This is a genomic window from Candidatus Micrarchaeia archaeon (assembly GCA_041653315.1).
Taxonomy (GTDB): domain Archaea; phylum Micrarchaeota; class Micrarchaeia; order Anstonellales; family JAHKLY01; genus JAHKLY01.
In genome coordinates, this window is record JBAZFO010000004.1 from 1 (window position 1) to 19,316 (window position 19,316).

Below are 19,316 nucleotides of genomic sequence, written 5' to 3' on the forward strand. Positions count from 1 at the left end.
GATTGAGTAGCCCGCCTTGACCCGGTAAACCGCCTGTGTCGCCTGTTGCTGCATTATCGGCCCCTTAAACGCTGAACTCCACGTCGTTAACCTGAGTCACCGGCAGGATGGCGGCGGCCATGAGGATGATGACGGCAGCGCCTTCCATAACCGCCACTCCGCCCGTATCTAGGACCCGGAGATAGCGTTGCCGTTCCCGCAGGTTCACCCGGCCCACGTAGACGGTGTTGTCGTTGCTTGCGGTAATGGCCGTGAAGGCGGCGTCGGTAACGTCGGCGTAGGCGTCAGCGACGGCGTTGTCTCCCGATTCCTGGACCTTAAAGACGTGGGAGCCAGACCCGGTTACTGCGCCGGCGGCAATAACAATCAGGGCCTCATCGAAGCCCCGACAATCCACTCCGGCACCCTCATTGGCCCCGACCTGGAGAGACTGAGGTAAAAGGCTATGAATCGCCTTGATTTCTTCGTGTGCGGTATATTTCGGCATTTGCGTTTCTCCTTATGCTATATGGTAACGGGGACCGGAACCCTCTCTGGCAGCCTGACCCCCTTTCAGGGTTTATCGGGGTTAGGCCGCGGCGATCCGGGCGGTGTTGCAGAGACAGAAGCTCTCGGCGTGCCGCAGGGCGATGTCCACCTGAGTGATGATCCGCACCCAGGTCTGATCGAAGGCGAAGGAAGTACCGGCCACGTTGGAGCCCAGGATTTCAAACCCCAGCCACTGGCCGATGAGCATTTCCGCCCAATTGCCGAAGAAAATCTCCGTGCAGTTGGTGGAGCCGCCGGTCACCAGGTTAATGGGGAGTTCCGTGGTGTTGGCAAAGGGATAACCCAGGACCGCCTGCAACTGCGCATCGGTCAAGGGCAGCATGGGGTACTCGCCGCCAGTGTCGCCGGAGAAATACGGGTTACGCAACTTCTTGAGCACCCGCTTGATAGCCGGATGGAAGATGAAACCCAGCTTGCCGCGCAGGGCCTTGTCAACCGACAGTTCATACTCCATGTCGGGCCAGGGATTGACAAAGTCGGGGACTGCCCCGGAGCCGGTGCCCAGGGTCACGGTATTGATCCCCGAAGTATTGGCCACCCCCAGGGGCTGGTTCTCGGAACCGATGCCCCGCAGGCCCGCCGTGTCCACTGCCAGGGCCGCGCCCATCGCCAGGTCCTGGCGCACCATGGATTCAGCGTCCGGGCTGGACATGCGCACCAGTTCATTGCTGATTTGCACCATGCCGGTGAGTTTCTTGGGCACCATCTTGAGCTGGCCGACTTCCAGCATGGAGGCGATGATTTCCTTGTTTTCGCCGGTCCAGTAGAAGCTGGCGCCGCCAGTCTGCTTAGCGAAGACCACCGGGGCGCTCACCAGGCCGGAAATGAGCCGGGCACCCATGCGCACACAGACAGCCTCTTCCCTGAACATCTCGATAAACTCCGGCATGGCTTGCATGGGGACCAGATAGCCGCCTTCGCTGTCGGTCCCGGTGCTCATGGCTTTGGTGGTTTTGAAGACCTCCGCCTCCAGGCCGGCACCGAAAGCGTCCCATTCATCCATGGCCTTGCCGGAGCGGATAGCCCGCAATGCCCGGCAGATGGAGAAAGACTTTTTCTCCAGGTCCAGCCCGGGCACATCGGCCCACTTACGGGTCTTGCCCTGGGTTTCGATTTCCTTGAGGCGGGTTTCCAGTTCCCCGTATTTGGTCTGGAGTTCGGGGAACATTTTGAAGGCGTCGAGAATGGTGAGGGGCTTGTCGTCAACACCCTTTACCGTCTCGGCGAGTTTGGCCTGAATATCTGCGAGGAGTTCCTTGATTTTATCCATATCGGCTCCTATGATTTGCACACCGTAAGGTGCAGGTTTTGGGTTAAAGTGCGCAGTTCTTCTATTTCCGCTCCCGCTTCTGCTTCTTCCGCCTCTCCCGCTTGTCTCTCCCCATGAGGCTGTTCGCCGGGGTTCAACGCGAGAGAGTAAATGCTTTCTTTTCCGGTTTTATTTTCGGGTGACGCGTCCTTGCCTTCTTCCGCTGCCGCCGAATCCAGAACCTGTTGGATCATGGCTTGGGCGTTCTTTAAGGCCGTCTTGTTCTTGGCGGAAAGGACGGCCCCGGCTTTGGAAATAATCGAAATGTCGAGTTGCTTGTCGAATTGCTCATGAAATAATTTCAGGGAATCCTTTCTAATCGCCTCAAGCTGCTTTTCATCTAGAACCAGGGACATTGTGAGGGGGACCTGTGCTTTGGTTTCGGCAAGCTCGGCCCCAAGGTCGGCCACCTTTTTGCGGAGGTCCGCAATAAGGTCTTCCCCGGTCTTTTCGTCAACAGGCGCACAGATATGTACCGTCCCCGCCGGAAATTCGGCCCCGCAGGTCCTGCATTTGCAAGTTCCGTATTCCGACAGATCAAGTGCATTGGCCTGATCTTCCGAAATCACCCCCTTCTGCACCGCATTCATCAGGGCGTAGGGGTTCGCTGGCACCGGCACGGCGGAGAGTTCGTAGAGGTCCTGCTTCGTGTATTTGGTGCCCGTCCGGGGCCGATAGCCCTGTTCATCCGGTTCGCCCAAGATCGGCTCCCATTCCATACCCTGGAACCCGACAGAGGTGGCCCGTAAGAAGCCTCCCAGGTAGAGCTTGTAGACCGTCTCCGGCGTCGGGACATGGGAAGGCCAGCCGGCTACGTTGACTTCTTCATCCTTGGGAAAATAGACTTGGAAGGCCAGTACCCCGTCCGCCTTAGCAACCTTCCGGGTCGTACCCACCGGGGGGACGCTGTAATTGTGAGCCCACAGGAACTGAGGATTTTTCAGGTAGTGCTTCAGGTCCCAGCCTTCCACCTCGATGATATCGCCGTAGCGGTCCACGTCCGCCGTGGAGCCGATGAATTCCAAGATCCGATCTTCCGGGTTGCCGACCTGGCGGACCTGAAAATCAAGTGCCTTGTGGGTTAGCTTCATGGCCATCCTCCTTCTCATAAATCGGCGTTAGCCAGGTGACGGGGGTGGAGACTCTCTCGCCTACCTGGCCGAATATGAAGACAAATTCCTTGGTTTCGGGGTCCTGAAACGCATTAACCAGGTCGAGCCCGGCAGGGACGGCATCCTCAACCAGTCGAATCCTGAAGGTTTCCCCGGAAATCGTGATCCCGGCCTTGAACAGGATAGCCAGGATATGAGGGTTGATCTTGACGCCGCAGCGCTCAGACATCCGCAGCCCCCTTCTGGTAGGACCGCCGCACCGCCGGCGTCATGTTGGCCCAATCTTTCGGATATCTGATCTTCATGGCCGGTTGCCGCCGCGGGGCCGGATTGATGGTCAAGGGCGCCTCGCAGGTATGACAGGGGAAATCAGGAAGACAGAAATCGCTCAACTGATTTTCGAGGCAATGAAAGAAGCTCATTTCCACCCCATAGCCCTTGCATAAAAATCGGTCAGCGCTCATTATTCACCCACCACAGGAATGCCCACGCAACGGCAGTTGTGTGAAACAAAACCTTTGGCGATATAGCTTTCATCTTCTTCTACTGCAAAGTTATAAAGACGGCGCGATTTTTTAAGTCCCCATATCTTGACTTCCGTAATCTCAACCGCTACCTGCTCATAAGTTCCGGCATGGTTGAGGGTAAGTAGGTTAAAATATTCCCATTCAGGACCGCCCGGATTACCGTAAAAAACGTGCGCTATCTGATGATCTGGATATTGGGTCAAAATTTCAAGATCGCGGCGACGGTCTTTCTGCTGGTCAGAATGGAAAGCAGCAGAATCGCATTCAATGAACAGTTTGTCTTCCGGACAATAAAAATCTATCCGGCGACGGCCTATGCAGAATTGTTGCTTAAAAGGGAGCCCCTTCTTTTTAAGAAACCTAGCCATACTTCTTTCCAGGCTTGAGCCTTTCCATGAGGCGCGCCCCATTGCCTTGAAGGCCCCAGCTTTTAACATCTCAAGCCGAGAACCCCATTTTTGCTCAATCCCCCTCAACACTTTTTTATGAAAATCGCTTCCTGGGGTTCGGTCAACCGCGGCAAAAAACCCGCCTGGGCCATATTTGCCAAAGGCAACTTCCCGGGCCTTCTTAGTAATTTCATCCGGTTCCCTGACTCCTGCCGCATATTCTCGATTTAGTTGAGCACTGGTTTTTCGACTTATATTTTCCCGGTGGGCCGGGCTACTCCATTGCCCATCGGTAATCTTCTTGCTCAGACAGGAACGGTTGCAGTAGCCAAGCCAATAAGGAATTGGGGCGCCGCAATATTTACAGAAAGCGGCCATGACCATGATCTTGTTACCAGGCTGAATATCGTGGGCATGTTTCCAGGAACCGTCAGCCATTAAAAAGCGGTGGTTTGGCGTAATGGTTATGCCACGCTTGCTTTTTTCCCGGTCTCCTGTCGGAATTAGCCTAATTACTTCGCCCATGTAAGACAGTTGGGGAGAAAGGCGGGTGACTTTTCTAAAGCGGTTTTGGTGAGTCAAAACCATATCCCCGGGGCGAATCTTGCCAATAGATTTCCATCCACTATCCGTAAAGATTGGAATTTGGTGATCAACAAAGCAGCTAATCACTTCCCCCGCCGTGCCCTCCGGGTCGCAAGGATACCGGCAGCCGTTCGGGAAGGTCTGTCCCCGCTTACGCTGCATCCCGGCCTGCGCTGCATGGGTGTCCCGGACCTCGCCGTCCCCCGCCGTGCCCCACTCGATGTTTTCAACCTTGAGCTTGTCCATGGCCGCATCACGGGCCGCGGCCATGCACTGGCCCGTTTCGGTCCTGGCGATGGTCAGGCTCCGGGATTCAGTGAAATTGAAGACCTCGCGAACGCGCTCCTGCAACTGCCCCGCCGACTCGGTATTTGCCAGCCCCTCAGAGATAGTCTCCCGGAGCTTTTCCCGGGTCAGGTCGTTGATCTGCACGACCTTGATGAGCTTGTCCTGCAATACCTCCAGGGCGGCGCTGTCCTGAATGACGAACTCGCCAGCATCAACGCCCAGCTCGGCGTAAATATCGCTCCCGGCTTCCTGTCCGGCGTTCAGGTAGAGCGGCCAGATTTTAGCCCTGAGCTTGCCGTTTGCCTCTGTCAGGTTAAACAGGAGGTCGTCGGGGTCCATCGGAGTTTCCCGTACAAGGCCCTTGTCGCCCAGCTTGTCGGAGATGAGCTTGAGCTGGAGCTTGCGCTGATCATAGAAATAGCTTTTGATCTTCCCCCGGAATTTCTCTTCTATGGCGGTGCGCAGCTTGTTGTACTTCTGCCAGTAGCTCTTGGCGTCGCGCCGGGCCGGGGCCGGGAGGGCCTTGCGGGGTAAGTCCTGGACTGACAATACCTGTGCTTTCTGAGGTTCGGCGGCCGGGGCCGGGGCCTGAATTGAACCGGCCGGCTGCAAGTTGAAAGGGAGGTAACCAACATTGCCGCCGTCGATCTCCGGGAGGCCCATGTCCAGATGCTCGTTAATCACGTTGGCCGGGTAGCCCATAGCGAACAACTTTTGAGCCTGGCCCAGGAGTATGTCCCGATCTTCCTGTAGGGCCGGGATGGATTTGCGGTCGAACTCCGGCCAGACCCCCCCCGTGATGGTATGGCAAAGCTGGCCCCATAACCCCATTTCAATCAGGGTCATGTACGGGTCGAGGGTTGTCTCCCAAAAGCGTTTCCGGGCCACCTTATCCTTGGCGTAGGACCCGGTATCATCCTCGATGCCAAGCTCGCCTTTGGGGACCTTGTAGATGCCGCCCAATATTTCATCCCGGTTGAGCTTGCGTCCCTCCAGGAAGAGCATGTCAGATTGGGATATACCGGTCTGTTTATAGGTGATCCCGCCTTCCAGGAGGGCTATCTCATGGGCCTTATCGACGCCCTGGTGCCGGTCGTTCCATTGAGCCAGGAGACGGTCGAACTCCTCTTGTATGAGGTTTTCTTTACTCTCCAGGACCCCGCCCGGCTGTGCCCCGTTGACGAAAAAGTTCCGGTTGTATTTGGCGGCGTAGTAATCCTGTTCAAGGCTCAGTCGGGCAACCTCAAGAGGGGAGAGCCCCCGGTAATCATCGTAGGGATTGAACCGCTTGATATGGACAACCTCATGGGGCAGTAGCGGGAGCGGCTTCGTCTTACCACGATAAATCCAGCCCCGGATCAGGCCGCCCTCGCCGGGAACGTGCTGAAAGCGGCCCGGATGAAAGGTCCAGATTTCCTTGGGAACTTGGGTGGCATTTTCCCGGTCCAGGATATAGATAGACTCCCCGGTGATCCCCAGGAAGATCAGGGTAGCTTCGATAAGCTGGTACGTGCTCATCATGGGATTCGGAGTTTCAAAGAGCTTCACCAGGGGGCCGGACTCGACCAGGCGCTTGTCCTTTTTGGTACCGGTGTAGAAGCTCAGGGGCACCCCGGCGATGTTCTGGGAGATGGCATTAACACAGGCATAGACCCAGACGTGTTGGGCGTAGGGGCGCGTGACGCCGCTCAGGAGGTGCGACCATCCGGTGAAGGGAGTGGCGAAGAACATCTGCTCGATGGCGCCGAAGTTGGGGGAGGTGAGGGTGGCGGGGTCGGCCTGGCGCACTACCAGGTCACGGCCTGCCCCAGCGCCCCCGTCTCCGAAACCGCTTAATCTCTGGATGTAGTCGAATCCCCGGCTGATGAGTCCCATATAGGAAAAACTATCGGGGAAAAAATCATATTATGTCACAGGGCATTTGTGATTTTGGGGATTTTTATTGATGTAGGGTAATGGATTGATTATTCAGGCGAACTCATTTTGTGGAGAGGGTATTTTCCGGGCCAGGACGGCCCTTGGGATTTTTTGGCATGATATTTGACGTGGGGGTTTTGAGCAAAAAAAAGAGCCGGAGCCCCGAAGGGCCCCGGCTGAAAGTGTTACGTCATGTGGCGTCATGTTACGTCATGTCGTGACACTGCGCCACACCGAACAACATGGGTTGGGTGTTGTCGGGGATATTGTGAATCTCCCGATCTATCTGCCAATGATTTTTTATAAGCGACTCTTCTGCCGGAGTGATCAGGTCCCAGCCGGTGAGTTGTTCCACCTGCTTTAATTTGGCATAGAGCTTTTTTCTGATCTCCACCAGGAAGGGGCCGCAACCGACCGTGCCGTTTCGTCTGATCCGGGAGCGGTAGGCCTTGGTGTTGGCCGTGTTGACCAGGATTTCCTTGAATTCCTTCAAGGCGTGGTAGCGTTCGGCGTCCTGGGTATGAAAGCCGATCAATTCGAGCTGAGTGGATTTCTGCAGCGGGCAGGCCCAACAGCCATACCGGGCGTTGCCGACACAGACGCCGGCCTTTTCGCCATAGACGCACTCGTCCGAAGAGTATTTATAGACGTTGATCAGGTCGGTATGGTCGCCCCAGGGGCAGGGCTCTGTCATGAGGTATTCCCAGACATCATGAGCGGTCCAGTCCAGGATAGGGGCGTAATGGTTCGGCTTGTAATTCTTGGCCTTGTATATCCTGGCCCGCAGGGCGCTCTCAGAGCTTCTGACCCCGACAAAGACGGTGTACTCCTGGCCAGCGGTAACCTGCTTGATGTAATTTTTGATCGGGTCTATTTTGAGCTTCCCCGTGCACCATCTAAAACCCATGTGAGCGGCCGGGTAACCCATGCCCAGGACGGATACCCAAAAGGAGCCGCTTAATTCAGGGTGGACCGTGACCAGTTTGGCATTGATGCCGACCTGATCGATATAAGCCTGGATGCGCCCTTTGGTATGCTCGACATATTCCTGGAAATAGGGAATTTCCATGAGGGTGTCCGACGTGACTATATGCAGCGCCTTGCCGGTCCCCGCAATGGCCGTAATGGCCCCTTGCAGAACAACCGAGCTGTCTTTCCCGCCAGAAAATGAGACGATGTTGACCTCCCGCAGTTGCTGGCGAATTTCATTGATCATTGTACCGCTCATTTCACTGCACCGCCCTTGCCGCCTCTAAAAACGCCTCAGCAGCTTGCGAGTCCACGACTTCAAAGACAATCTCATCTCCGGAGCCGTCTTCAAACTTGGCTATGCGACGGCCCAGGTCATCCGTCCAGGCGCAGATAAAACGCCAATTTTGGTCAAAGGTGATCGTGATGATTTGCTGCCCATTATTTCCCATTCTTAATCTCCGGTTCCTTCATAGGGCACCTAAACCGCGGACAGGCACAAATCTCGCATACACACTCCCCGGTTCCGGTACAGACTTCACGGTAATTAGGGCAATCTGATTGCTTCGTGATGCTGTCCTTGAAAAACTTTGCATCGGCCAACCAATACCGGATGGCATAGCCGATAGCGTCTTGCATTTCATGACACACATCGAACAGGGATTCTTCTTCTTTGAGGTTGTTGTTAATGGCATGGTAAATTTCTTTATCGCAAACGGAGGGGAACCGATGCGCCTCAATCGTATCCGCCGCCAGTAGCAGTAGATATTTAAGTCGGGGACGGTCAATCATTGGTTTATTACCTCCACGGCCTGATTGCCAGGGACAACGCCGTCCCGATGAGCCAGACAAAGACAAGGACGAATCCCAGGAGGGCGCAACAGGCTACTATACCCATGATGTTCATGATTTGGGTGCGCATGGGCGCTCCTTCCCTGCCCTGAGTCCTTCCATAATAGCCCTGCTTATCGCCTCCTGCGCCTCATTAAGGCACACCGCACACAGAGCTATTATCCCATCAATATCAACCGTAGTGGCCAACTTGCCGCAGCGATCGCAAGAAAACTCGGTTTCGAACTTCTCGCCGTCCCATTTGTTGGGCAGGACTTGCAATGTCATAAGACCTCCTTAAACCCGGCCTCTATCGACCGGGCTTGTTTTGAACTGTGGTTATGTTCATGCCTTCCTCATATCGGATAGTGCCCGGCTGAGGTCAAGAGATGCCCGTCGCAGGGCTCCGCTTTCCTTGCAGCCGTCATAGGCGTACTTATCGTCTTTGGCCCGGGCTTCCAGGGCGTCATAAGCCAGAATGAGCCGTTTGACTTCGGCCATGGCCTTGAAAACCTTTTTTGGTTTCATGCCGCTTCCCTTGCCCCGGCCTTTTTGAGAGCTTGAAGCAGATTCATCCCCGATGCTCAAATAGCATGGTTATCAGGAACCGCTATGCAATTTGCCGTTAGATTAACCGCCACAAAGAGGTCCTGAGTGCAGGCACTCGGTTGATATCTGACAATAAGCAGCTGGTCACCATTACTACCCCGTAGGGTGGTGCCAGGTATAGTTTCTGAATTTTTCACGCCGCCCTCCTTACCATCAGATATTCCACGCCAGCCGCAGCAATCACGGCCCTCCCTTCCTCCGGGGCGCTTATTAATCCCCGTTCAAACAAGACGCGCATGGTGTTGATTTCGGCAAATTCCAGGGCCGGGAGAATCCAGCCGGGGCCGTATTTGTGGTGGCTTTTGTTGCGGACTTCCCGGAAATAGGCCACGGCCCCGGGGTGATTTAAGGCTTTTAGGACCCTGAGTTGGGCGGGGGATAGGGTCATGCCGCCTCCTTGGCCCCCGCCTTAACCTCCCCGTCCTCAAATACAAATCCCTCATTCAGGGGCTGCACCTGGCCGTCCATGAGCACCCATACCTGAAGGTACGGAGTGGGCGAGGGCCTGGCGTGGTCGGTGGTGGCGAAGATTAACACGGCGTCAAAATCCTGTCTTATGGCCATAATGAAATCAAGCAAAAAGGCTCTGTTCAAGGGGGAAAGGATGTCCGCCTCATCAATGAGCATGAGGCGCGCACCGGCCAGGTTTGCAAGGGCATACTGGAATGCAATCCCTACCCGATACCTGGCGGATTTCGAGAGTAAAACATAGGGCGTCGTGCCCCGGTAAACTTCAAGGTCTTGGGTAAGGTGGACCGGCTCATGTTCATCGCAGTCCGGGAACAGATATCCGGAGGCATACGACAGCTTCTCATTTACCGGTCCCAGGGCCTCAGACACGAGCTGTGAGGGGATACCTTCCGGGGCCAGGGCTTTAGCCAGGGCATCATAAAGGGCCACCTCCTTGTCAGCCTGAGACAGTTTCACCGCCACTGCATCTGCCGCGTCTTTCTTCCGCCAGAAGTCCCGTACCGCGTCCAGGAGGTCGAGCCCGATTTGCAGCCGGGCGTCCAGGGCGGCGATCTGTTTATCGATGCCGGCCGTGTCCTGGGCCTTGGTTTGGGTTTCCTTGGCCTTGACGATCTTGGCTTCCAGGACCTGCTTTTGCTTGCCGTAGTCGTCATAGACGGCCTGGGCGAGTTGGGTTTCCTTGAGGTCGGCTTCGATGGATGCCACGTTCTTTTGCAGTTCGGCCAGGTCGGTCTGGGCCTTTTTTAGGACCGCAGGGTCTACGTCCTTGGGCTTGGTTCCGGGGACCGCCTCTTTACCGGCGCTCGGGCACCCGATTTTATGGACAGGACAGAGGGCCGGGAAGCTCTTAGGGTCGGACCCCGCGGTCATGGCCGTGATCTTGGCTTGCAGGTCCGCCACCAGCCCCTTATTAATTTCCAGGGCCTTTGTGCTGCGCTCAACCTCCCCTTCTTCCGGGGGTTCGGGGGCACCGGCTTCCATGGACTGCAACTCCGCCTCCAGGTCCGGAAGTCTGTCGGCCTTGGCTTCAGCTTTGCCGCGCTGCTTTAAGAGTTTATCGCGTTCGGCCCTGAGGGTGGATAGTCCTGATTCCACGTCGACCTGCTGGATATCGGGGAGGATGTGGATGGTGTCCCCGATGGTGAGTTGGGTTTCCGGTTCCTGGACTTGGGCGTCGTCGCGGGTGCGCTTGGCGATGCGGCGGCGGGTTACGGCTTCGGTTTCGGCTGCTTTAAAACCCTGGGCAGCGGCAATGTCGGACAAATCGGGTACGCACTTTAACCAGCGGCCCTCTGAGGCGGCTTCGGGCTCAACAAGGGCCGAAAGCCTTTTTGAAATTTCCGCGGCCGAAGGATTCAATCCCGGCAACATCCGAAACAGCACCCCCCGCCGCTCCTTGTCCGCCATGGACAAAAACGTGAGAGGGTCACAAAGGATCGCCGCCATGACCTGATCATCGGGGATCGGGCCGACTACGCTTGCCGCAGTCTTGGGAGTCTTCTTGCGGATGATTTGGGGCGGCTTGTCCGGGTGCCTGTCGGGCATGGACTCAAGGGTGATAACCACCTCTGCGGCCTTAGCGCCTTCTTTGATGAGGGATGCCTGTTGCTCATGGGTCTTAAGTCCGCGAGCCTGGCCGGTGAGACCGTAAGCGATAGCGTCCCGGATTGACGACTTACCAGCTTCATTTTCGCCCACGATAAGGTGGAGGGGTGCCCCGGAAAGGTCCATCTCCAAGTCTGTGATAGCCAAAAAATTATGGATCGAAATCTTGTCAATCTTCAAAATACCCTCCTTTCAAAAAGTAGGGGCCGGGTTGCCCCAGCCCCTGTTGTTGCCCGTGCCTTGCCTTGTCGTGCCCCACCAAGCCAAGCCGCGCCGCGCCGCGCCTTGCCGTGCCCCACCATGCCGCGCACGGCCTTACCCGATCGTGCCTTGCCTCGACAAGACATATCCCTATTTCTTCTCAAAAAATTCCAGCGTCTGTGAAAAGGTTAATTTCTCCATTTTTTCGGAGATGACCCCTTCAATAGCTGCAACTGTCTTGGGTTTGGTTATCCGATTAACCATCGCCAATAGTGTAGCTACAGTATTATGTTTTATTTTTAGATGGTCAGGCAGACCGGCATAATTATTTAGGCAGATTAAGGTCTTAAACCCATTTCTGGCCCTACCTCTTGCCCTATCAAGGGCCTTATGCCCGGCTCCTACGATTTCATCATCTTCCAAACACTTTAGGCCGACGTTTGGCATGACCCCAAAAGCCTTTCTGTTAATGCTCCGGGCCTTATTTCGAGCCGTGAACAGGCTTGCATAGGCGTCTGTCTGTACGTCCCGGCCAATTAGCTCGTTTAATTCCTCATAGGTGATTATTTCCCCAGGGTTCACCTGAATTATCCGATCATAAAGCACCTGGGCATCAATGCCGATTTTGAATAGCTTTTTGTCTTGCATAAAAACTCCCTTGCCTTGCGTTGCCTGGCCCGGCCGAGCCCTGACGTGTCGAGCCCAGCGCCGCTCCGCCAAGAAAAACGTTTAATCTTCTTCTTCGAGTTCTACGGTTTCCACTACCTTGAACCTGCCATAAAAGCCATTATTTGCGGGCCGAAAGCGACCCAAACCGATGAACTTCCCCATGGCATCCAAATGTTTATCAAAGACCGCCTTGGTAATGATATTGTCCAGGACATAGACGACCAGGTCCCCACCCCATTCAGGAATAACCGGAAAGAATTTCCATACCCGCTTACCGCCACCCCGCTTGCCATCGGACGGTACAAAAAGGCGCTCTCCCTGCACCTCGCTTTTCAGAACCGGCAAGACCATGGGGTCCATCACCATGATCCCGCTTTCAAAGTGTTTCGTGTAGGTTTTTTGGCCTTCATATTTGATGCTCAAGAATTTGGCGATAGCTGCCAACCCGTTCTTGAAGGCCGTGGGCGGAATAATAATGTGCCCGGTCTCGTCAACGTGCGTCTTTTCCCGCCAAGTCCGGGTTTCATAAGCATCGGGCAATTCCCTTTCCAGCTTCGGGGTTTCGTGGTGCTTAGACTGTGAATAGGCAGAAATTCCTTTGATTGTTGCAATGATACGCCTCATAGTAATGTTCTCCTTGCCGCGCTATTGCGCAGGATTAAAGTTTGAAACCTTGCCTTGCCACGCGTTGCCTTGCCCCACCGCGCCATGTCTTGCCACGCCCTGCCATGGCCATTAAAAGGTTTGTGCGGAAAAATCCCGCCCAAAAATCATATTGGAATAATTCATACCGGGGCCACACCCCTGTTGCCGGAATTACCGCCAGATATTATGACTGTAGTGCGATTGCCCTCGACGGCTTAACCTGTGAGTGAAATCAAAACAGGCATCCCAGCGTGTACCGCCTCAGCGTGCAGCGTGAAGGGTAGAGGGCGTTGCGGAAAATTATTCGATGGGACGAAAGGTACCGAGCAGGAGGTTATCGGGAAGCGTTTTAGCGATAACTACGGCATATTCTGCCTTATTGGAAATGCGGATAGAGATACCTGCATAGATACCAAAATCCTCACCGGCCTCGATGCCCTCACCGGCCTCGATGCCCCAACCGGCCTCGATGCCCGAACCGGCCTTGATGCCCTCACCGGCCTCGATGCCCCAACCGGCCTTGATGCCCTCACCGGCCTCGATGCCCTCACCGGCCTCGATGCCCTCACCGGCCTCGATGCCCGAACCGGCCTCGATGCCCCAACCGGCCTCGATGCCCCAACCGGCCTTGATGCCCCAACCGGCCTTGATGCCCTCACCGGCCTCGATGCCCTCACCGGCCTTGATGCCCTCACCGGCCTTGATGCCCGAACCGGAAACAAGCCTTTTGGCAATTTTGATAAATCCAGCCACCTTAATGCAGCCTGCAAAAAAGAGGCTTCCTTTAATTTCCAGGTTGCCCTTTACTTCAAGAATTGCCTTGGTAGGTCCGGCTTTTTCTAAGAGCCATGATGCCCAATCGTCTCGGCCATCAGAAGCTAATTTATCCAAGACGCCTTGGTATTCCCCACCATCGGGAAAATTCTGCAAGAACCAGTTCCGGCCACAGCGACACGCTGATTTTTCTTCGAGCCATTCTTTAGTGATTTGCATCTACGCCTCCTATAATATTTCGAGTGGACCGGCCTTTACCTTGCGGAGGGTGGCCGGGACCGGTTGGGGGGAATCACACCTCCTTGGCCTTGTGGAATTTCACCGTCTCCGTCTCTTTCTGTTCGGCCCCCGCCAGGATCCGTTCAATCAGGGCCTTGCGCTCCTTGGACCGCTTGCCGGTGAGCCCCATCAATTTCAGGCCTGAGTCCAGGGAGGTCTTGCCGATCTTGAGCACTTTCCAGACGTCATCTGCCGGGAAGTTCATCTCCAGGAGTTGTTCAGTTACGGTCTTTGGGTCCAGGTCGTAATCGACGCCGGGCACCGGGCCATAGATGAGGTCGCCCACCGGGACCGGACCGAATTGCTGGACGTATTCCTTGAGCCGGGCGGTAAGGGCCTTTTCCATTTCCTTAATGGCCAGGAGGATGCCAGCCGCCTTGACCGCGTCCGCCTGACAGGCCGGGGCCATTACTTCCACGGGCACCAGGGCATTCGCCATATAGCTGCAATGACTCTGGACGCCGCACATAGAACAGTAGTGCCCGGGGCGCGGGTCGAAATGCTTCTCCGCTTCGATGATGGCGATCTTTTCTTCGAGTTCCGCCGGCACGGTGGCCAGGTCCTGGGGGGTTAGGAGGGTTTCCCGCTCTGCACCGTAACGCATGAAATGCAGCCGCAGTAAGACCTCCTGAGCGGCGGGGTAAAGGGCTTGCTTCACCGCCCACCCGTAGATTTTTAGCTGCAAGGGGATGTGCTCCGGGTCGATGTTGATGATTGCCCTGTTGGTCTTAAAATCAATGACCACTGCCAGGGTGCCCTGCAGAAAGGTAAAGTCAGTAATCGCCCGAAAAAAGGCGTCTTTGGCGAACCATTCCACCGGCTGCCATGCCCGGTTAAAGGCCAGCTTCTTTTCGATGCCGGGGGCCTCCAGGGGCGGGAGAACGAAGTTTTCATAGAACCGGGTGAATATCTCGGTCACGTCCGGATGGGTTGAGGTCGTGAGCAGGCCCGTAGCCCAATCCCAGTCCGTCTGTTGCTCAGTGTTCACCAGCCGGGAGATGTAGTCACCGGCCAGCTTATGAGCGTCCCTGCCGATGATCAGGGGTTCTGAATCTGCTCTCGGTATCTTTTCGATACGGATTTTTTTAAAGGCATGAGGGCATCCCCCATGCACCTCTCCGCCAAAAAACATCTCCAAGGCGGACCAGGAATATGCTGCTGGCTTTGCCATAAATCCTCCTCCTACCCATCCAGCCGGTGCTCTTGCTTCGCGCCGTCCGCCAGGTCGGTTATCAGCCGGGCCGTGCCCTCTTTTAACTGCTTCCCCAAAGCCAGCCCTTGCAGGTAGGCCGCGCCGAAATTGACACACAGAGATTCGATTGCCGCGTCGCTCAGTTTTGCCTGGCCGCCCATGTTAAGGGCCTGCATAGATTCCCGGGCCGATTTGATCATGAACGCCCGGGAGCGGCGGTTGTTGCGGAGTTTGCGGAAGTAGTTGAACATAGCCTCTACCTCATCCCTTGTTTCCTGGCCTGATTCACCAGGGCAAAAAGGTATTGGGCCTTTTCCTGGAAGGCTTCCTCAGGATAGGCCTGAACTTCGCCACGACGTTCCCGGTCTGAGTTTGCCGCCTTCATGGCCTCAATTTCTGCCTGGACCGCCATGGCCTCGATATATGTCGCCAGCAATAAACTTGCCTCGAATGCCTCCATGAACATCTCCTATTTTTGGTAGTCCTGCCTGGACTCGAACCAGGGTCTGACCCTTATAAGGGGTCGGCTCTAACCATTGAGCTACAGGACCGGTGGTTGACTAAAACAATGACCGGCGCGCCTCTTTCCCATTCCCCTTATCCTTGGGAATCGCCGCCGAGGACTGGCCGCCATGAATTGCCGCCGCAGTAGCTTCTTTGCCCATAGCCAGAGCATCTTCCGGGGAAGTAATGCCTCCCGCAATCCGCTCCTGCCCCTCCTGCTCCGCCATGGCCACATGAATCGCCAGATTAATCCCCGCCTCCTTGAAGGACTTTGCAATCATGTCCGCGGTCAAACCGTTGCTCACCTGGGGGAGGTTGGGCACCAGTTCGATGGTGATCATCATCTCTTCCCGGATATTGAGCCCCCACTCGAGCCAGCGCCCGATATGGACACCCTTTGAAGTTTGCAGGGGGACGGGGAGGTCCACACAGGCGTTGTCCTTTTTTGCCAGGTCCATGAGCTCGGGAAGGGTGAGAGCCGCGGGCTTGAGGGTCGTCGATTGATCGGTCGATTTGGCTTCCTGGCCACCGCCGTTTCTGGGCTCCTGGGCTTGCGACTCCGCCTCAGTTTGAGGCACCGGGTTGGACGTGGTGGGTTGGGTAGCCTGCGCCTTTTTCTTGCCGTTACGGGGCTCCTGTGCGGCCGGTTTCTTGCCCTCTTCGACTTCTGCGGGGTCCGGGTAGAACTCCGCCGCGGTCGCTTCCTGTTCCTCCGCCGACTCCTGATGGGGGGCGACAAGGAGCTTCCTGGCCTCTACCTCGATAGTGTCCATTCTGATCTGGTGCTCAACCCGGCGCCGGGCGATTTCGTAACCGAGTTCGGCCAGCTTTTCTTCCGGCCCCCGGTATTCCAGGGAGACGATATAGGCGACCATGCTCTTGCCGTCCGGGGTGGATACCGTCTTAGGAGCAAGCACCATCCTCAAGGGAATGCCGGAGAGGGGGCCGCCCGTGATCGCCTTGATGAGCGCCATGCTGGAAAGAATGGCGTTCACAGTATTCCACGATGTGGTCTTGAAGGACCAAATGCCCCCGACGCTATCGACACCCTCTACCAGGCAGCGCAGACTTCCCCAGGGTTTACACTTGGGCTGTCCGGTGTAACCCGCTTCCAGGTGTTCGCAGGGGCATGGAATAGAGGAAAACTTGCCGTCCTGGCCAATCCGTTCCGCTTCCACGCCGTCCCCGGAACACCAGATACTCTTCCCGCCATAGGCCGCATACCGGGTAAAAAAGTTCAAATCGGGATCGTCAAAAAGGAGCCGGATTGGGATTTCCAAGAGCTTCTGGGCACCCTGAGCCTGCATGAGGCGGTCCATTAGGGCCGTGTCCTTGATAAACCGGCCGGCTGCATCCCGCTGCGTGGTCACTATCTCGAAATGATCGTACTTGACCGGGAGCATGTAGGTTCCCTGGCCGTCCCGCTTTTTCCGTTCTTCTCCCAACCCCCCGATCTTGATCTTGCCTTTTTCGGCGGGGCGAGGTGTTAAGTTGCGAATCATGGTTCAATCCTCCTTTAAATTTGTCCTCTTACCCTTATGTCGAAACAGTCGTTTTCGATTGTATTCTACTGCACAATGGACATGGTATTTGCTACGGCCATTAGGACTTATATACAATTTATTAGGAGCGTCATATTTTTTGCAAAACTGACACTTTCTCCAGCTTGCATGGCCGCAGGCTTTATGCGCCCTTATTCTTTGATGTATTAACATATGGTAAGAGACACTTTCGCATATTACCAAATTACAGTGGCTATTATTAATCTTATTCCCATCATTATGGTGTATTATTGCCTTATCGGGAAGATATTTACCCAAAACTCTTTCAGCAATTAGCCTTGCTTCATTCATTGAAGAACGGTGTTTCTTGGGGTGATCAGAACAATAAACCCTAACATATCCAAAAGTATCTATGTGCCGACCACCATTCCAACTTGGGTTGCCCTTTCCCTTAGAATTATGTCCATTAATAAATCTAATTGGACAACCTGCAATATGCCCATGGCGCTTATCATTCTTTTTAGCAGTTTTAGTCTTTTGTCCACATCCACATTGACAAAGACCTGCCTGATTATTCATCCTCCCACCCCCAGTAGCATCAAGGCCATTATCCCGATAACCTGCAACGGCTTCCACGGCCAGAGCCAGAATGTCAAGAGGCTGGCCGAAAAGAACACGATGGCGCCGAATAAGAACCGCGCGATCATGGCCCCGCCTCCCCCAGCCTCAACTGTTCCTCCCAAAGCGGCGCCCAGATATCCTCATCCGTTCTGAGCATGATCCCGCCACACTCGGTGCAGAGGGCCGTATAATCGTCGATCCCGGCCACCCGTTGTTCACTTTCGCCACAGTCTACACAGAGATATTCGTAAAGTGGCATAAAGACCTCCTATTCGTTATCCCTCAGAACCCTCTCCAATACCGATTTGGCGTACTGCATGGCCGCGAGATGATCCTCAAGTTCACTTAACGCTTCCTGCAGGAGTTCCGCGGTGGTGGAGCTGTCGAATTCCTGGCCGTCCACCAGGGTCAGGGGGCCGCAGCAGAGTTTGGAAGACTGGCCGTCGGTATCCAGGGCGAAACAATAAGTCATGCCAGGGGCCGTCTCCCAAATCGTCTCTTCATTGCTCACCCGGTTCAGTTCCTTGATTAACTCGAAAATCTTGTGCATTATGCGAACCCCTCCTTAAAAAAGAATTGCCCCGATCTTCAACCCGGGATTGTTACGCCGCTATCTTTCGGCATGTCCGCAGGCGTCCGGATTTACTTGTCTCGACCTCGAGGCGACAGCCGCCTTATTTGCCCGCGGTTTCCCGGCCCGCTGAATAGCTAAGGCCGAAATCAGAAGAGCATGGGGGTGGAGGTGGGCTTGTCCGGTTGCTCGAATTTCTGTCGGGCCATATTGACGTTGTTCAGGGCGAAGCGATGATAAGACTCCTTGAGTTCAAAGCCTACGCAGTTGCGGCCCTGCTCCACGGCCACATATTGAGTGCTGCCTATTCCAGCAAAAGGATCTAAAATCGTATCGCCCGGTGCGGAGTAGAGCTTGATGCAGCGGCGGATTACCTCAAGCTGTAAGGGGCATACGTGGCGCTCTTCCTGGTTCTCCTTGCACTTCTTGTAGCCTTCCAGGGTGTCGATTTCCTGGATATCTGTCCAGCACCCGTGCGCCCACCGTATCCAGTCGAGCTTGGTAAACCAGCCGTCCGGGTTGATATGCTTGCCGCCGATCACGGTCTTGACCTGAGTCCCCTTATTTTCTTCCCAGGTTTCGATCTCATAGGGGATGGTCTGGTAGTCGGGTCGCACCCGCTTGACCGCGTGGCCATTAAAGCCGGTGTCATGTAGGTATTCCAGGATCGGAGAGGGCTCCACCAATTTCAATTCCCGGTTGGCTTCGATAAGGCCATGCAGGGGCACCCCCTCGCCGGGCTTTTTGAAGAACAGGACGTAATCATTCATGGCCGGGGCCAGGGCTCGACAATCCCGGTAGGCCGTGGCGAACATGAGGGAGTGGAGGTTGAGGCGCCGGGCTACCGCCTGGGGATTTTTGACGATGGCGACTTCTCCATGAGGTTGAAAGCCGTGGTTTTCAAATAATGCAATAACGGAACCGCGGAAATCCCTTAGTCCTTGGAAACCATGTTGCACTTTGTATCTAAGAAGTTGTTGCACATGGATTGCTGCTATAGAGCCTGGCTTTAACACTCGAAAGGCCTGTTCAATGAAAAATCTCATGTGGAGAGCAAACTGCCCTTCATGCATCTGTACTCCGTCAATATTATTCCCGATATCTTCTCCCTTGTGACTATATGAGAAAAGACTTCCGAAAGGGATGGACGTAACAAGGTGATCTATGCTTTCATCCTTAAGATACTGTTGCATTCCA

The 19,316-nt window shown here is 55.2% G+C and carries 24 protein-coding genes and 1 tRNA gene; all 25 read right to left on the reverse strand.

Features of this window, described 5'->3' with window-relative positions; all coding sequences use genetic code 11:
• Positions 1–64: 64 nt before the first annotated feature.
• On the reverse strand, positions 65–487 hold the full coding sequence (locus tag WC356_01440) for a hypothetical protein (protein ID MFA5381798.1): 423 nt from the start codon (positions 485–487) through the stop codon (positions 65–67).
• Positions 488–568: 81 nt separating this feature from the next.
• On the reverse strand, positions 569–1,819 hold the full coding sequence (locus WC356_01445; GenBank protein ID MFA5381799.1) for a phage major capsid protein: 1,251 nt from the start codon (positions 1,817–1,819) through the stop codon (positions 569–571).
• Positions 1,820–1,827: 8 nt separating this feature from the next.
• The gene (locus WC356_01450) at positions 1,828–2,949 is read right to left on the reverse strand and encodes a hypothetical protein (GenBank protein MFA5381800.1); all 1,122 of its coding nucleotides are present in this window, start codon (positions 2,947–2,949) and stop codon (positions 1,828–1,830) included.
• A complete protein-coding gene (locus tag WC356_01455) occupies positions 2,924–3,199 on the reverse strand; it encodes a hypothetical protein (protein MFA5381801.1) in 276 nt (91 codons plus the stop codon). The genes WC356_01450 and WC356_01455 overlap by 26 nt, the downstream gene beginning before the upstream one ends.
• Positions 3,192–3,434, reverse strand: coding sequence for a hypothetical protein (locus tag WC356_01460; GenBank protein ID MFA5381802.1), 243 nt, complete (start codon positions 3,432–3,434; stop codon positions 3,192–3,194). The genes WC356_01455 and WC356_01460 overlap by 8 nt, the downstream gene beginning before the upstream one ends.
• Positions 3,434–6,634 carry a phage portal protein gene (locus tag WC356_01465; GenBank protein MFA5381803.1) on the reverse strand — a complete coding sequence of 1,067 codons (3,201 nt, stop codon included), beginning with the start codon at positions 6,632–6,634 and terminating at the stop codon, positions 3,434–3,436. The genes WC356_01460 and WC356_01465 overlap by 1 nt, the downstream gene beginning before the upstream one ends.
• A gap of 247 nt (positions 6,635–6,881) precedes the next feature.
• Positions 6,882–7,904, reverse strand: a complete 1,023-nt coding sequence (locus tag WC356_01470; GenBank protein ID MFA5381804.1) for a phosphoadenosine phosphosulfate reductase family protein — start codon at positions 7,902–7,904, stop codon at positions 6,882–6,884.
• A gap of 1 nt (position 7,905) precedes the next feature.
• On the reverse strand, positions 7,906–8,097 hold the full coding sequence (locus WC356_01475; protein MFA5381805.1) for a hypothetical protein: 192 nt from the start codon (positions 8,095–8,097) through the stop codon (positions 7,906–7,908).
• A complete protein-coding gene (locus WC356_01480; GenBank protein MFA5381806.1) occupies positions 8,087–8,437 on the reverse strand; it encodes a hypothetical protein in 351 nt (116 codons plus the stop codon). Before WC356_01480 ends, WC356_01475 begins: the two co-directional genes overlap by 11 nt.
• A gap of 111 nt (positions 8,438–8,548) precedes the next feature.
• The gene (locus WC356_01485; protein ID MFA5381807.1) at positions 8,549–8,764 is read right to left on the reverse strand and encodes a hypothetical protein; all 216 of its coding nucleotides are present in this window, start codon (positions 8,762–8,764) and stop codon (positions 8,549–8,551) included.
• Positions 8,765–8,821: 57 nt separating this feature from the next.
• Positions 8,822–9,004: a hypothetical protein gene (locus WC356_01490; protein MFA5381808.1), complete on the reverse strand. Its 183-nt coding sequence runs from the start codon at positions 9,002–9,004 to the stop codon at positions 8,822–8,824.
• Between the two features lie 214 nt (positions 9,005–9,218).
• Positions 9,219–9,473: a hypothetical protein gene (locus WC356_01495; protein ID MFA5381809.1), complete on the reverse strand. Its 255-nt coding sequence runs from the start codon at positions 9,471–9,473 to the stop codon at positions 9,219–9,221.
• Positions 9,470–11,341: an ATP-binding protein gene (locus tag WC356_01500; protein ID MFA5381810.1), complete on the reverse strand. Its 1,872-nt coding sequence runs from the start codon at positions 11,339–11,341 to the stop codon at positions 9,470–9,472. The genes WC356_01495 and WC356_01500 overlap by 4 nt, the downstream gene beginning before the upstream one ends.
• Positions 11,342–11,512: 171 nt before the next feature.
• Positions 11,513–12,010 carry a hypothetical protein gene (locus tag WC356_01505; protein ID MFA5381811.1) on the reverse strand — a complete coding sequence of 166 codons (498 nt, stop codon included), beginning with the start codon at positions 12,008–12,010 and terminating at the stop codon, positions 11,513–11,515.
• Positions 12,011–12,091: 81 nt separating this feature from the next.
• A complete protein-coding gene (locus WC356_01510) occupies positions 12,092–12,655 on the reverse strand; it encodes a hypothetical protein (protein ID MFA5381812.1) in 564 nt (187 codons plus the stop codon).
• Between the two features lie 321 nt (positions 12,656–12,976).
• Positions 12,977–13,669 carry a hypothetical protein gene (locus WC356_01515; protein ID MFA5381813.1) on the reverse strand — a complete coding sequence of 231 codons (693 nt, stop codon included), beginning with the start codon at positions 13,667–13,669 and terminating at the stop codon, positions 12,977–12,979.
• 73 nt (positions 13,670–13,742) lie between these two features.
• Complete coding sequence (locus WC356_01520) at positions 13,743–14,900, reverse strand: PD-(D/E)XK nuclease family protein (protein ID MFA5381814.1); 1,158 nt, start codon at positions 14,898–14,900, stop codon at positions 13,743–13,745.
• Positions 14,901–14,911: 11 nt separating this feature from the next.
• Positions 14,912–15,172, reverse strand: coding sequence for a hypothetical protein (locus WC356_01525; protein MFA5381815.1), 261 nt, complete (start codon positions 15,170–15,172; stop codon positions 14,912–14,914).
• A 5-nt stretch (positions 15,173–15,177) separates the two neighbouring features.
• On the reverse strand, positions 15,178–15,381 hold the full coding sequence (locus WC356_01530) for a hypothetical protein (protein MFA5381816.1): 204 nt from the start codon (positions 15,379–15,381) through the stop codon (positions 15,178–15,180).
• Positions 15,382–15,397: 16 nt separating this feature from the next.
• A tRNA-Ile gene (locus tag WC356_01535) sits at positions 15,398–15,472 on the reverse strand.
• Between the two features lie 9 nt (positions 15,473–15,481).
• Positions 15,482–16,927, reverse strand: a complete 1,446-nt coding sequence (locus tag WC356_01540; protein MFA5381817.1) for a hypothetical protein — start codon at positions 16,925–16,927, stop codon at positions 15,482–15,484.
• 3 nt (positions 16,928–16,930) lie between these two features.
• Entirely contained in the window at positions 16,931–17,506 is a 576-nt protein-coding gene (locus tag WC356_01545; protein MFA5381818.1) for an HNH endonuclease, read from the reverse strand.
• Positions 17,507–17,630: 124 nt separating this feature from the next.
• Entirely contained in the window at positions 17,631–17,807 is a 177-nt protein-coding gene (locus tag WC356_01550; GenBank protein ID MFA5381819.1) for an FmdB family zinc ribbon protein, read from the reverse strand.
• Positions 17,808–17,816: 9 nt separating this feature from the next.
• The gene (locus WC356_01555; GenBank protein MFA5381820.1) at positions 17,817–18,098 is read right to left on the reverse strand and encodes a hypothetical protein; all 282 of its coding nucleotides are present in this window, start codon (positions 18,096–18,098) and stop codon (positions 17,817–17,819) included.
• A 170-nt stretch (positions 18,099–18,268) separates the two neighbouring features.
• Entirely contained in the window at positions 18,269–19,312 is a 1,044-nt protein-coding gene (locus WC356_01560; protein MFA5381821.1) for a site-specific DNA-methyltransferase, read from the reverse strand.
• Positions 19,313–19,316 lie beyond the last annotated feature (4 nt).